This is a genomic window from Nocardiopsis sp. KDC1DS13DA1 (assembly GCF_055632325.1).
In genome coordinates, this window is sequence record NZ_JBVMUY010000036.1 from 17,452 (window position 1) to 31,199 (window position 13,748).

Genomic DNA, 13,748 nt, shown 5'->3' on the forward strand with positions numbered 1-13,748 from the left:
CCCCCGATGACCGACACCCCCCAGCGGCGCGGCCAGGACGCGGGCGGACAGGTCTCGTCCGCCGAGGTCCAGGCCTTCCTGTCCGGAACGGCCGCCCCGGAGGCCGTTCCCTCCCCACCCGCCGCCCAGCGGGCGACCGGGGCCCCGGAGACCTCGGCCACCCCGGCCACCGTGGCCGGAGCCGAGGACGCGGTCCAGCCCGGAAGGACCGGACTCCACAGCACCGTCACTCCGGGCTCGGGCCCGGGCGCGGACGAGGCCCTGACGGAGTCCGCTCTGGACCGCCCCAGCAGACCGGTCCTGGCCGGAGCGGCCATCGCCGGACTGCTGCTCGTCGTCGCTCCGTTCGCCTTCTCCACCGGTGTGCAGAACGGGTCCTGGCTGTCGTCGACCCCCCTCTCGGCCGGAGGCGCGCTGGGCGACGGGGCCCAGGACGCGGCCGCCGGGGCATCGAACGCCGTCGCGGACACCCCGGTCGGTGACGGCTCGGCCGCGGGCACCTCGGGTGAGACCACGGGCGACCCGGACCCCGGCTCGGAAGCGGACCCCGGAGGCGGCACCACCGCCGGCACCGGGGACGGAACGGGCGGGGAGGACCCCGGCTACGTCCCCGAGGCGCTCCCCCAGGAGACCGACTCCCCGGCCTTCCCCGCGGTCGACGACACCGGGGGCGACGACGTACCGGCCGACACCCCCGCCGCGGGGCAGGGCGACGTCGCCGCCGAACGGTCGGGTCCGGAGCCGGAGGAGCCGAGTCGGGCCGAGCAGCCGACCGGGAACGAGGCGGATCCGGACCGGGAACCGGCTCCGACGACTGACCAGGAGACGGACGGCGGCACGGACGCCCAGGACGCCCCAGCCGCGGCCGAAGCCGCGGACGGCACCGGGGCGACCACCGCGTCGGACGGGGACGGCCCCGATGAGACCACGCCGGACACGCGCTCCGACGCATCGGAACAGGCTCCCGAGGAGACCCCGGACACCCTCGCGGGCCAGGGCGGGGAGACCGGCGAAGACACCTCCGCGACGCCAGGGGCGGACGGGGGCGGCGGCTCCGTGCTGGAGGACACCGTCGAGGCGAACGACGCCACCGCCCCCGAACCGTTCTCCGCCATCACCGGGCCCGGCTGCCTCTCCTCCCCCGGTGCCTCCTACGGCCGCGCGGGCCGGTGGGACAGCGCCGAGGGCACCTCCAGCTGGGCCACCCGGCCCGGCGGGTACGGACAGGAGGGGTGCGGCGGAGGGTACGAGGCCGTCCCGGTGTCGGGGGACGCGTCCCACGGCGACGGGCAGTACGCCTACTGGTCGTTCACCCCCGGCCGCCCGGACGCCACCTGTGAGATCTACGTCTTCGTGCCCGACGACGAGAGTCCGCTGTGGATCGCCGGGACCGAGGCGAAGTACCAGATCTTCGCCGGCCCCGGCCCCGAGGGCGACGCGATCGCCGTCTTCGGGGTGACGCAGGCGGACGTGCGCGGTGCCTGGGTGCAGGTCACCGGATTCACCTCGCCGACCGAGCAGTTCACCGTCCAGCTGACCAACGTCGGCGAGAACCCGTTCGCCGACCAGGAGCACGCCAGTTCGCACGTCGCCGCGTCGGTGATGCGCGCGACCTGCCCCTGAACCACGCCGCCGCCGGGCGGGGCGGCCCCCATCGGCCGCTCCGCCCGAACCACCGGGCCACCGCCTGGGAGCCGGTACACGAGATTGGAAGACACCCCGATGGCCAGGCAACTCCTCAACGTCGCGGCGGACGGACCCGACGCGCACAGGACGATCACCGACGCGGTCAGGGCGGCCGGAAACGGCGCGCTCATCACCATCGCCCCGGGACGGTACGCGGAGAACCTCGTCCTGCTCAAGGTGGTCACGCTGGTGGCCCGCGACGGGCGCGGCAGCGTGGAGATCAGCTCCGACTCGGCGAGCACGGTGGTCTCCGGGGCGGAGGCGGTCAAACTCTCCGGACTCATCCTGCGCGGCCGCGACAAGGATCGGCCCGCGGTGGACATCCCGGCCGGACAGCTGGAGATGGCCGACTGCGAGGTCGACGGCGCCGCCTGGGCGGCGGTGTCGGTGCGCGGCGACGGCGCCCTCGCCATGCGTGAGAGCCGGGTGACGTGCTCGGCGGGAGCGGGTGTCGTGGTCACCTCGCCGGAGCCGACCGTGATCGAGGACTGCGTGGTCGAGGACGTCGGCACCAGCTCCCTGGTCATCGGTGAACAGGGCCGTCCCACCGTCCGCTCGTGCACCCTGCACGGGGCGGGCGGCAACGGAGTCTTCGCCAGCGGCCGGTCCGGGGGCGTCCTCGAGGACTGCGTCATCACGGACGTCAAGAAGCCCGCGATCGCCCTGGAGGAGGACGCCGCCACCACGCTGCGCGGCATCCGCGTGCACCACACCGCGGCCGACGGGATGAGCGTCTCCAGCCGGGCCCGTCCCATGATCGAGGACTGCGTGATCGAGGACGTCGGCAGACGGGGCGTGGCGGTGCACGGCGGCTCCGACCCCCAGTTCTCCCGTCTGTCGGTGACGCGCTCCGCGGACGCGGGCATCCACCTGTCGGGGCGTTCCCGCGGCCAGTTCACCGAGTGCGACGTCTCCGACGCCGCGGGCGACTCGGTGACCGCCGAGGACGGTGCCGCGCCCACCTTCATCGGACTGACCGTACGCGGCGGCACCGGCGTCCGGCTGCGCGGCGGGAGCACCGCCGAGTTCGACCGCGGCCTGATCACCGGCAGCCAGGGGCCCGGGGTGGTCGTCGAGGACTGCGCCCCCTTCCTGCGGGGGCTGGCCGTCACCGACACCCGGGGCCAGGGCGTGGAGTTCCTGGGCAACGGCCACGGACGCCTGGAGGACGTGACCCTGGAACGGACCGGCAAGGCCGCCGTCTCCGTGACCGGTGGGTCCCGCCCCCTGCTCACCGGCCTCCAGATCAGCGAGAGCCGCGACACCGGCGTCACGGTCGGCACCGGGGCCAAGGCGGACCTGCGCGACTGCGACATCTCCTCGTGCAGGGGCGACGGGATCTCGGTCCAGAACGGGGGCGAGGCCAGCGTGCTGCGCTCCCGGATCTACGACGGGAGGCGCAACGGGGTGCTGGTGGCCGCGGGCGCTGCCGCCGCGCTGCGACGGTGCGAGATGTTCCGGAACACGGGCGACGGTGTCCTGGTCCACTCGCGCGAGGACGTGGTCGTGGAGGACTGCTCGGTACGCGACAACGCGCGGGCGGGGCTGCGGCAGACGGTGCGGAGCGAACGGGTCCGGGCCGAGGAGCTGCTCAGCCACGGCAACGGCGTCCCCGACGCCTACGGGGAGAACGCCGGTGCCGCGCTGCCCGCGTCGTCGGCCGACCCCGCCGCCCCGGCCGACGACACCGGCGCCGAGGAGTCGCAGGGACCGCTCGCCGAGCTCGACGCCCTGGTCGGGCTGGGCAACGTCAAGCACGAGGTCAGAACGCTCGTCAAGCGCAACCAGATGGCCAGACGGCGCGCGGAGATGGGGCTGCCGACCCCGCCGATGAGCCGCCATCTCGTCTTCGGCGGAGCACCCGGTACCGGTAAGACCACCGTGGCCCGGCTCTACGGTCGGATCCTCGCCGAGCTGGACGTCCTGCGCTACGGGCACGTCGTCGAGGTGGCGCGCGCGGACCTGGTGTCGCAGTACGTCGGCGGGACGGCGATCAAGACCACCGAGGTGTTCGAGCGGGCCAAGGGCGGCGTGCTGTTCGTCGACGAGGCCTACACCCTCTCCACCGGTTCGGAGGGCGGCGGCAGCGGCCCCGACTTCGGCCGGGAGGCGATCGACACCCTGGTCAAGCTGATGGAGGACCACCGCGACGAGGTCGTCGTGATCGTCGCCGGATACACCGAGGACATGGACCGCTTCCTGTCCGCCAACCCCGGCCTGGCCTCGCGCTTCAGCAAGACGATCGAATTCGAGAACTACGCGGTGGACGAACTCGTGGAGATCGTCCGGCGCCTGTGCGACGCGCACGGCTACGTGATGGACGACGGCACGGTCGAGGTGCTGGGCGCCCACTTCGAGCGGGTCCCCAAGGGTCCGGCGTTCGGCAACGGCCGCGAGGCCCGCAAGATCTTCGAGACGATGATCGACCGGCAGGCCTACCGGCTGGGCGGGGACGCTCCCGACGACCCCTCCGCGATGGCCCTCCTCATGCCCGCCGACCTGGGCCCGGACATCGAGGACGCGGCGGCGCCCGCCGCGTCGGCGGACGACGTGGCCGCCCTGCGCGAGGAGCTGAACGCGATGATCGGGCTCAGCGAGGTCAAGGAGACCGTGAACGACCTGGCCAACCTGCTGCTGATGTCGGAGCAGCGCAGGAGCATGGGCCTGCCGGTGGCGCCGATGAGCCACCACCTGGTGTTCGCCGGTCCTCCCGGTACCGGTAAGACGACGGTGGCGCGGTTGTACGGGCGGTTGCTGCACACCCTGGGCGTCCTGCCCGGCGGCCAGGTCGTGGAGACCGCCCGCTCCGACCTGGTCGGGCGCTACGTCGGGCACACCGCGCAGATGACCGCCGAGGTGTTCGAGCGGGCCAGGGGCGGCGTGCTGTTCGTCGACGAGGCCTACGCCCTGGCCCCCAAGGGCAACAGCGGGTCGGACTTCGGCCAGGAGGCGATCGACACCCTGGTCAAGCTGATGGAGGACCACCGCGACGAGGTCGTGGTCATCGTCGCCGGATACACCCGCGAGATGCAGCGCTTCCTGGACTCCAACCCCGGCCTGGCCTCCCGGTTCAACCACCGGGTGGAGTTCCCCTCCTACAGCGACGACGAACTGGTCACGATCGTGGAGAGAATGGCGTCCGGCTCCGGCTACGAGTGCAGCCCGGACGCGGTGTCCGCCCTGGTCGAGCACTTCTCCGGGGTGGCGCGCGACGCGAACTTCGGGAACGCCCGCTACGCGCGCCAGGTCCTGGAGCGGATGATCACCCGGCAGGCCGGTCGCCTCGTGGGGATGAGCGGGGCGACCGCCGAGGACTTCACCACGCTCCTGCCGCAGGACGTCCCGTCCCGCTGACGCGGCGGCCCGGGACCGGGGAGCGGGAGGGTACGGGACGGTGCCTGTTCATCCACAGGCACGTTCCGTATCCACCGAACGTCACCGGGGCGTGCCATCCTGGTGACGGCGGACACCGCGACGGTCACCGGGAGTCACGCGGCCGAACGCGGCTGGAGAACGTGAGCACACGAGAAGGAGGAGGGCGCCGACCGCCCGACCGGGCGCCCGCACCCCCCATGGCCACCACCCTCGACCCCCGACAGCACGTCCCCCACCAGCGCCGCGACTCCGACGACCGTACCGACCGTGAGCCCGTCGTCCTCGCCGACGCCCTGGACGAGGTCGTCGACGTCCTGGGCGGCCCGCTCAGCCGGGCAGGAACGAACGCACCAGCTCGATCGGCCCGCGGATGTGGGCGTTGAACCCGTCCAGCTCCTCGGCGGGCACCCACAGTTCCAGGATCGTCCGGCCACCGGCCTGACGCACCGGATAACGGGCGGCGAAGGCCGCGTCGACGTGGAACCGCGTGACGTGGCCCCCGCCGTCACGCGGCAGGTTCCAGTCCCTGGCGATGCGGACGGCGTAGTCCTCGTTCAGCACCGGGTAGAAGATTGGCTGTTCGGGGAGTCTCGGTGGCCATCGACGCCACCCGGTCTCGCTGACCAGGGCCAGCTCCTCGGGACCCGTCGGACGCCACAGCGTCAGTACGTCGCGCACACCGCCACCTCCCTCTCGCCGCTCGGACGAGGAGCATAGGGAGGTTATGGCGGACTCCGCACCTCGTTTTTACCGACACGGCCGAAAATCGGGGCGCTGGTAGGGAACACTGGACCCATACGAAGCGTTCTCACAGGTGAAGCGCCCCATAAGGACCCCGGAGAGACCCCAGTCCACCCAACTCACCCACCTGAGGGCGTTGACCACAATCCATGCGCGGGTGCTGGTGCCCGTGTCGGCAATGGGGGTTACCGACACGTACTCAGACGCCCACCCGCCTTCCCAGCGGCCGGACCGCACTCAGTGCACACTGGCCGCGCAGGCTGTGGCCCGCGTTGGGGGACGCGGGCCACAGCTATGTCCGGGGGTGGCACAGTCAGCGTCCGGCGTCACATGGGCTGATCGTCGACCTGGACGTCCCACTGCACGTTGGTGCCGTCCACAGCGGTCGCCGTGACGGTCACGCCGTAGTTCACGCCGCCGTCCGTGAGGGTGCAGCGGATCTCGGCGCCCACCTCCGCGGGCAGGCCCTGGGGGCAGGTGAAGTCGTCGGGGGTCCGGCCGGCCTGCCCGGCCAGCATCTGGCTCGACCGCTCGGCGACCTGCTCGGCGTCGACCACGCCACCGCTGGCCACGGTGGGGGCTCCGTCAGCGGCCTCGTCGCCGGAGGTGCCCCCGTCAGCGGGGTCGTCACCGGCGGCGGTGTCGTCGGTGGCGGCGTCGTCGACCTGGACGTCCCACTGGACGTTGTCGCCGTCGACCGAGGTCGTCGTGACGGTCGCGCCGAGGGTCTGACCGCCGTCGGTCAGCTCGCAGCGGATCTCGGCGCCGACCTCGGCGGGCAGGTCCTCGGAGCAGGTGAAGTCGTCGGGGGTCTGGCCCACCTGCTCGGCCAGCATCTGACTCGACCGCTCGGCGACCTGCTCGGCGTCGACGGCGGCGGGGCCGCCGATGCTGAAGTCGAACGAGCAGCCGGTGGACAGGAGCAGGGGAAGCGCTCCCAGAGCCACCCCGGTGATGATCCGATGACGTGTGATCTGCCGCATCGCGGCCTCCTCGGTGTACGGGACATGCCACATCGACAGACCCCGGCAACGGTGCGCGCGTTCCGGCGCAGAGCACTTCGATATGCGGCTGTGACCTGGTGTTCCGTGCCTGTTCCAGGTCCGCCGAGCCCGCGTGCCCCGTCCCCGCGAGCGGTTCGTCCCCAGGACACCCGCGGGGCCGGACCGGAAGGTTCCGGCCCCGCGCAGGCTGTGGCCCGCGTCGGGGGACGCGGGCCACGGCTATGCCCCGGGCGAGAAGAGCACGGAGCCGAGCTGGGCGACGTTCATCTCCGTGGGCACGCCTTGGAGCACCTGGACGAGGTGCAGGCGACCGCTCCAGTAGCGGTCGACGTCGTCCCCGGCGCCGGCGGCGCCGATGAACACGTCGCCCCCGGCGTTCCAGACGGGTCCGGCGTCTGCGGTCGTCGCCGAGCTGTAGGGATCGCTCACGTACAACGACAGCGTGCCGTCGGTGTGGTCGTAGGCACCCACCAGGCGGGTCCACTCCCCCTCCCGGGCGGGCACTTCGGAGGCGACCCGGTGTACCCGGGCGTCCGCGGCGTCCGCGGCCGCCGTCTCGAAGACCCAGTGACCGCTGTCGGCGTCGTAGCCGAGGGAGAAGGCGCTGGCGTGCTCCCCACTCTGCGACACCGCCACCGCGTCCCGGGACAGGTCGTCCAGCTGGACCACGGCCGACACGGTGAAACTGTGGCCGGTCTCCACGGCGGGTCCGTCCGTGCGCAGGTGCTCCGACAGCTCGTCGTTCAGGAGGACGCCCCAGGGGTCGAGCCAGTCACCGCTGTTCCAGACCGTGTCGGGGTCACCGTGCAGGGTGGCGTCGAGACCGTGGTCGGTGGCGTCGGCGGCGGCCTCACCCTCCGTCTCCTCCAGCTGCCAGCCGCCTCCGGACACCAGCGGCCGGTTGGCCTGCTCCCACACCTCCGAACGCCCGGTGCTGGTGTCGTACCAGACCTCGTCGCGCAGGGCCCGCTCCCAGACCATGACGTCGTCCACGGCGCCGGACCAGCCGAGTTCGGTGCGCTGCGGAGCCAGGCCGCCGCCGATGACGAGGGCCCCCTCGGGGTACCAGGCCGACACGTGGTCGATGCCGCCCTGGTGGACGCCATCGACGTACAGTTCGGTCCGGCCGCTCTCCGGGTCCTGGGTGACGAGCAGCTGGGTCCACACGTCCGTGCGGGCCGGTTCCTCGGACAGCACGCGGTGGATGAACCGGGCTCCCGGGGTGTCTCCGGCGCTCTGACGGAAGACCCAGCGGCCCTCGTCGGCATCGAAGCCCAACTGGAAGCCGCTGGTGAAGGCACCCTCCTGGGACAGCAGCACGCCGTCGGCGGAGGTGTCGTCCAGGCGGGCCCACACCGAGAGGGTGAACGCGCCCGAGGTGTCCACGACCGGCCCCTCGGTACGCAGGGGGTTGCCGGTGACGTCGGCGGCCGTGCCCTCCCCCCGGTAGTGGCCGGTTCCGGACTGGTCGCCCACGCGGCCGCGGACCCACTCCAGGGGGCTGTCGGCGGTGGCGGTCCGGTCGGAGTTCCTCACACCGTCCTGAGCGGTGTCGCCCTCGCCCTCGTCGAGTGCGAAGATCGCGACGGGTCCGCTCGGCGCGGCCACACGGACGGTGTACACCGGCTGGCACACGGAGGAGTTGCCGTAGGGGTCCACGGTCCTGGCGTAGAGGGGGAGCGGCCCGTAACTTTCCGGAGTGATGGTGGCGGTCGCCTCACCGCCCACGGTCTCCGGTTCCACGCGGGTCGAGCACGATCCGAAGAAGCCGTAGTCATAGGCGACCGCGTCCTCGACGCCGTTCGCGTTGAAGGTGAACTCGCCACTCTCGCCGACGCCGCCGTACCAACCGCCGTCGGCCGGGTAGTCCTCGGAGGTGACCACCGGCGGGGACTGGGGCCTGGAGGTGCTGACCTCGACCCAGCACCGTTCGGACCACTCCCCCGCGGTCTCGGTGTCGTGCGCGCGGGCGCGGTAGCTGAACAGGACCTCCTCGGGCAGGTCCCGTGCGGTGACCGAGCGGGCGATGGGGTCGAGATCGGGGCCCTGGGAGACGGGGTAGGTCTCCGCGCTGCCGAGCGGCGTCTCCTCCCCGTCCAGGGTCCACTCGAACTCACCGTTGACCTGGGTGGTGCCCAGCTCCCGGTCGGGGTCGGCGAACACACCGCTCAGAGTGAGTTCGGTGCTGTTGAGCAGGGCGGGCGCGTCCCGATCGGTGGAACAGGGCTCGTGGTCAGCCGTGAGGGTGGCGGTGTCGGGCTGGTCGGGCGGTCGGTTCTCCTCGGCCAGGGCGAGGGAGGGAGCGGCCAGGGACAGGGCCAGCGCGGCCGCGAGCGCGGCCGTGCGGCTCAGTGCACGAGACATGGGGGGGAACCGTCTCTATCCGGGCGTCGGTCCCGGAAGTCGACAATGGGGGAAACAGCAGGAACCTACACATCGGATCCAACTGTTCACAACCTTGTTTGTTTCACCGCCACCCTCCGTAGGCGCCTCTGACACATGTGGGGCCGGGCCGGAAGGTTCCGGCCCGGCCCCGCGCACGCGTTGACTCAGCCGCCGTTGAGGGTGCGGCTGCGCCCGCGGAACTCGGCGATGACGTCCTCACCCCGGTGGACGGTCACGTCGACGACGCTGCTGCGGCCGTAGGCGGTCCGTTCCACGGCGGTGGCCACCAGCACGTCGCCCTCGTGGACCGGAGCCACGAAGGTGACGTCGGCTCCGGAGGCCACCGTCACCCCGCGCCCGTCCCGGTTGCAGGCGCACGCGAAGGCGGTGTCGGCCAGGGTGAACACGAACCCGCCGTGCGCGATGCCGTGGCCGTTGACCATCAGCGGCCCCACGGCCATCTCCACCGTGGCCGTACCCGGACCGGCCGCCACCAGCCGCATGCCCAGGTTCTTGGACGCCCGGTCGGCCTCGAACATCCGCCGCGCGGTCTCGTTGCCCCCCTCAGCCCCGGGGGTGCGCTCCGCCCCGCTCATGAGTCGAAGTCCACGGTCACGGCGTCGGTCTCGGGCAGCGCCTGGCAGGAGAGCGCGTACCCGGCCTCGACCTCCTCCTCGGAGAGCGCGTAGTTGCGCCGCATGGAGACCTCGCCGTCGCACACCTTCACCCGGCACGTGCCGCACACCCCGCCCTTGCACGCGAAGGGCAGGTCGGGCCGGTAGCGCTGGGCGGCGTCCAGGACCGGCACCCCCCGGGGCAGGGTCAGCGTGGTCGTACGCCCGTCCAGGACGACCGTGACCTCGCTGGAGGGGCCCTCCACACCGGGCTCCTCGTGGCGCGCCTGGGGCGGCGGCTCGTCGCCCTCGACGAAGAACAGCTCCTGGTGGATCCGCTCCCCGGGCACCCCGCGTCCGCGCAGGACGCCGCGGGCGTCGGTCACCATGCCGTAGGGGCCGCACAGCCACCAGTGGTCGGCGGCGTCAGCGGCCACGACCGTGTCCAGCAGCCGCTCCAGCTTGTCCGCGTCCAGCCGGCCGGTGAACAGTTCGGCCTCGCGCGGCTCGCGGGAGAGCACGTGGACGAGCTCGAACCGGGGGCCGAAGGCGTCCTTGAGGTCGGCCAGCTCGTCGGCGAACATCACGGTGTCGCTGCGCCGGTTGCCGTAGAGCAGCACGACGTGGGAGTCGGTCGCGCGCAGCAGCGACGCGGCCATGGACAGCACCGGGGTGATGCCGGACCCGGCGGCGACCATGACGTGCCGCCCGGAGGCGGTCAGGTCGGGGCAGAACCGGCCGGTGGGGGCGCCCACCTCGATCTCCTGGCCCGGGCGCACCTCGTTGACGAGCCAGGAGGAGAACAGGCCGCCTGGCACCAGGCGCACGCCCACCCTGGGGGCCTGGCCCACGGCCGAGCAGACGGAGTAGCTGCGGCGCTCCTCCGTCCCGTCCACCATGCGGCGCAGGGTCAGCGACTGCCCGGGCGCGAAGGCGTACTCCTCGGCCAGGTGGTCGGGCACGTCGAAGGTGACGGCGACGGCGTCGTCGCACAGGCGCTCGACGTCGGCCACCCGCAGCCGGTGGAACGCGGCGCCCCGGCGCGGCGCCGCGGTCTCGGTGGCGGTTGTGGTCACGGTCAGACCTCCTTGACGTGCTCGAAGGGTTCGAGGCAGGAACGGCAGCGGTGCAGCGACCGGCAGGCGGTCGCGCCGAACCGGGACAGCTCCTCGGTGTCGGCGGTCCCGCAGCGCGGGCAGCGCGGGACGGTCCGGGTGGGTGACAGGGTCAGCGGGATCGGCCCCGACGCGCGCCTCGGGGCGCTCCCGGGCGGGGAGATGCCGTGTTCGGCGAGCTTGCGCCTGCCCTCGTCGGTGATCCAGTCGGTGGTCCAGGCCGGGGCGAGCGCGGTGCGCACGTCCACGCGGTCGAATCCGGCCGCGCGCACGGCCCGGTCCACGTCGGCGCGCATCTCGGCGATGGCGGGGCAGCCCGTGTAGGTGGGGGTGATCCACACCGCGACGGTGCCGTCCTCCTCGACCGCCACGTCGCGCAGGATGCCCAGGTCGGCGAGGGTGAGCATGGGCAGTTCGGGGTCGGTGACCGCGGCGGCCGCCGTGCGGGCGCGCTCGCGGGCCTCCTCCCTGGTGGTGGTTACCATGTCGCCTCCGGGTGCTCGCGGGCCACCTTCTGGAGCTCCTCCAGCAGGGGCGCCAGTTCGGCTGTGTGCTCACCCCCGCGTCCGGCCAGGGCCGGTTCGGGGAAGGCGGGCGGGGCGTCCAGGGTGGCGGCGGTCAGGACACGGGTGAGGACCTCGTGCACCTCGGCGCGCACGGTCGCGGGGTCCACGGCCGCGCCCTGGCCGGCCAGACGTGCCTCGGCGGGGTGGGTGGCGAAGGGCTCGCCGGTCAGCGGCCACACGTCGGCGACCGCCTGGGCCATGCGTTCGCGGGAGTAGGGTGTGCCGTCGCCCAGCCGCAGGGCCCAGGAGACCGCGTAGTCGCGGTGGTAGGCCAGTTCGTGGACGGCCTTGGCGGCGATCGCGGCCAGGACCGGGTCGCGGCCGTGGGCCAGGCGGGTGAACACGGCCAGCCGGGTGCTGGAGAGCACCAGGAGGGTGACCACGGCGCGGGCGAAGTCGCCCCGGGGCGCCTCGGCCAGGTGGACGTTGCGGAACTCCGCGGCCGGGCGGTGGTAGGCGAAGGCGTCCTCGTCGCGACCGGTGCCGTCGGCCTGCCCGGCGCGCGAGAGCAGGAGCCGGGCCTGGCCGAGCAGGTCCAGGGCGATGTTGGCCAGGGCCACCTCCTCCTCCAGCTCGGGGGCGTCGGTCACCCAGTGGATGAGCCGCTGCGCCTGGACGAGCGCGTCGTCACCGAGCATCTGGCAGTAGAGGGCCAGGTCCCGACCGTCCACCCCCTCGGGCAGGGTGGTGTCCACGCCCGCCAGGGCGTCGGTGAACCCGGTGCCGAAGGCCCAGCGGGCGTCGCCGCCGTGCTCCTCGCTCAGGGCCGTGTAGATGTTGTCGCCACTCATGCTTTCCTCGGTCTCGTCCGGTCACCCTCGGCCTCGGCGGGCGCCCGCCCGGGCGTCCGCTCAGATGTGCGGGACATCGTCGGGGATGGGGTAGAAGGTCGGGTGCCGGTACACCTTGTCGCCGCTGGGCTCGAAGAAGGGGTCCTTCTCGTCCGGGCTGGAGGCGGTGACGTGCTCGGCGCGCACGACCCAGATGCTCACGCCCTCGTTGCGGCGCGTGTAGAGGTTGCGGGCGTTGTGCAGGGCCATGCGGTCGTCGGGGGCGTGCAGGGAGCCGACGTGGACGTGGTTGAGTCCGCGCTTGCCCCGGACGAAGACCTCGTAGAGCGGCCACTCGGGGCGCGCGGGGGATGCTGCGGCCGAAGGCCGTCCGTTGAGGGCGGTGGCGGGTGACGGGTGGGCGGGTTCCTGGGTGCTCATACCGTGGCCTCCTGGGCGTGCTTGCTGGCGTAGGCGGTGGCGGCCTCGCGGACCCAGGCGCCCTTCTCGTGGGCCGCCCGGCGCCGCGCGATCCGTTCGGCGTTCTTGGGGCCGCTGCCGGAGATGACCTGCTTGAACTCGACCCAGTCGGGTTCGCCGAAGTCGTAGTGGCCGCGTTCGTCGTTCCACGCGAGTTCGGGGTCGGGCAGGGTGACGCCGAGCCGCTCGGCCTGCGGGACGGTCATGTCGACGAACTTCTGGCGCAGGTCGTCGTTGGTGTCGCGCTTGATCCGCCAGGCCATGGACTGCCGGGTGTTGGGCGAGTCGGCGTCGGGCGGGCCGAACATCATCAGTGAGGGCCACCACCAGCGGTCGACGGCGTCCTGCACCATGGCGCGCTGGTCCCGGGTGCCCTCCATCATGCGCATGAGCAGCTCGTAGCCCTGGCGCTGGTGGAAGGACTCCTCCTTGCAGATGCGCACCATGGCGCGGGCGTAGGGGCCGAAGGAGCTGCGGCACAGCGGCACCTGGTTGCAGATCGCCGCGCCGTCCACCAGCCAGCCGATGACGCCGACGTCGGCGAAGGTCAGCGACGGGTAGTTGAAGATCGAGGAGTACTTCTGGCGGCCCTCGATGAGGCGGTCGGTCAGGTCGGCGCGGTCCACGCCGAGCGTCTCGGCGGCCGCGTACAGGTACAGCCCGTGTCCGGCCTCGTCCTGGACCTTGGCCAGGAGGATGGCCTTGCGGCGCAGGCTGGGCGCCGAGGCGATCCAGTCGCCCTCGGGCTGCATGCCGATGATCTCGGAGTGGGCGTGCTGGGACACCTGGCGCACCAGGGTCCTGCGGTACCCGTCGGGCATCCAGTCGCGCGGTTCGATGCGCTGGTCGGCGGTGATCTTGGCGTCGAACTCCGCCTGGCGGACGTCGGCGCCCTCGGGCGGCGCCTGGGCCGTCACGGTGGACATTGCTCGCTCCCCATTCATAACCGAACGTTCGGTCAGTAATTAGTATCCACCGATCCGGCCGCCCGGGCAAGTCCCCGGCGGCCGGA

At 72.7% G+C, this 13,748-nt stretch carries 11 protein-coding genes; 2 read left to right on the forward strand and 9 right to left on the reverse strand.

Going from position 1 to position 13,748, the window contains the following annotated elements:
* Positions 1-6 precede the first annotated feature (6 nt).
* Complete coding sequence (locus tag ACTVAJ_RS24215) at positions 7-1,623, forward strand: hypothetical protein (protein ID WP_470390549.1); 1,617 nt, start codon at positions 7-9, stop codon at positions 1,621-1,623.
* Positions 1,624-1,722: 99 nt separating this feature from the next.
* A complete protein-coding gene (locus ACTVAJ_RS24220; protein ID WP_470390550.1) occupies positions 1,723-5,040 on the forward strand; it encodes a right-handed parallel beta-helix repeat-containing protein in 3,318 nt (1,105 codons plus the stop codon).
* 348 nt (positions 5,041-5,388) lie between these two features.
* Here ACTVAJ_RS24220 and ACTVAJ_RS24225 read toward each other — a convergent pair whose 3' ends face one another.
* The 9 genes from ACTVAJ_RS24225 to paaA form a co-directional block, all read right to left on the reverse strand.
* On the reverse strand, positions 5,389-5,739 hold the full coding sequence (locus ACTVAJ_RS24225; RefSeq protein ID WP_470390551.1) for an ADP-ribosylation/crystallin J1: 351 nt from the start codon (positions 5,737-5,739) through the stop codon (positions 5,389-5,391).
* Positions 5,740-6,128: 389 nt separating this feature from the next.
* Entirely contained in the window at positions 6,129-6,785 is a 657-nt protein-coding gene (locus ACTVAJ_RS24230; protein ID WP_470390552.1) for a DUF4333 domain-containing protein, read from the reverse strand.
* Between the two features lie 240 nt (positions 6,786-7,025).
* Positions 7,026-9,170: a LamG domain-containing protein gene (locus ACTVAJ_RS24235; protein ID WP_470390553.1), complete on the reverse strand. Its 2,145-nt coding sequence runs from the start codon at positions 9,168-9,170 to the stop codon at positions 7,026-7,028.
* Positions 9,171-9,355: 185 nt separating this feature from the next.
* Positions 9,356-9,787 (reverse strand): hydroxyphenylacetyl-CoA thioesterase PaaI, encoded by a 432-nt coding sequence (gene paaI, locus ACTVAJ_RS24240; protein WP_470390554.1) that lies wholly within the window; start codon positions 9,785-9,787, stop codon positions 9,356-9,358.
* Complete coding sequence (paaE, locus tag ACTVAJ_RS24245; protein WP_470390555.1) at positions 9,784-10,881, reverse strand: 1,2-phenylacetyl-CoA epoxidase subunit PaaE; 1,098 nt, start codon at positions 10,879-10,881, stop codon at positions 9,784-9,786. The genes paaI and paaE overlap by 4 nt, the downstream gene beginning before the upstream one ends.
* A gap of 2 nt (positions 10,882-10,883) precedes the next feature.
* A complete protein-coding gene (gene paaD / locus ACTVAJ_RS24250; RefSeq protein ID WP_470390556.1) occupies positions 10,884-11,405 on the reverse strand; it encodes a 1,2-phenylacetyl-CoA epoxidase subunit PaaD in 522 nt (173 codons plus the stop codon).
* The gene (gene paaC, locus ACTVAJ_RS24255) at positions 11,399-12,277 is read right to left on the reverse strand and encodes a 1,2-phenylacetyl-CoA epoxidase subunit PaaC (RefSeq protein ID WP_470390557.1); all 879 of its coding nucleotides are present in this window, start codon (positions 12,275-12,277) and stop codon (positions 11,399-11,401) included. The genes paaD and paaC overlap by 7 nt, the downstream gene beginning before the upstream one ends.
* A 60-nt stretch (positions 12,278-12,337) precedes the next feature.
* Positions 12,338-12,697, reverse strand: coding sequence for a 1,2-phenylacetyl-CoA epoxidase subunit PaaB (gene paaB / locus ACTVAJ_RS24260; protein WP_470390558.1), 360 nt, complete (start codon positions 12,695-12,697; stop codon positions 12,338-12,340).
* The gene (gene paaA / locus ACTVAJ_RS24265; RefSeq protein WP_470390559.1) at positions 12,694-13,662 is read right to left on the reverse strand and encodes a 1,2-phenylacetyl-CoA epoxidase subunit PaaA; all 969 of its coding nucleotides are present in this window, start codon (positions 13,660-13,662) and stop codon (positions 12,694-12,696) included. Before paaA ends, paaB begins: the two co-directional genes overlap by 4 nt.
* Between the last annotated feature and the right edge of the window lie 86 nt (positions 13,663-13,748).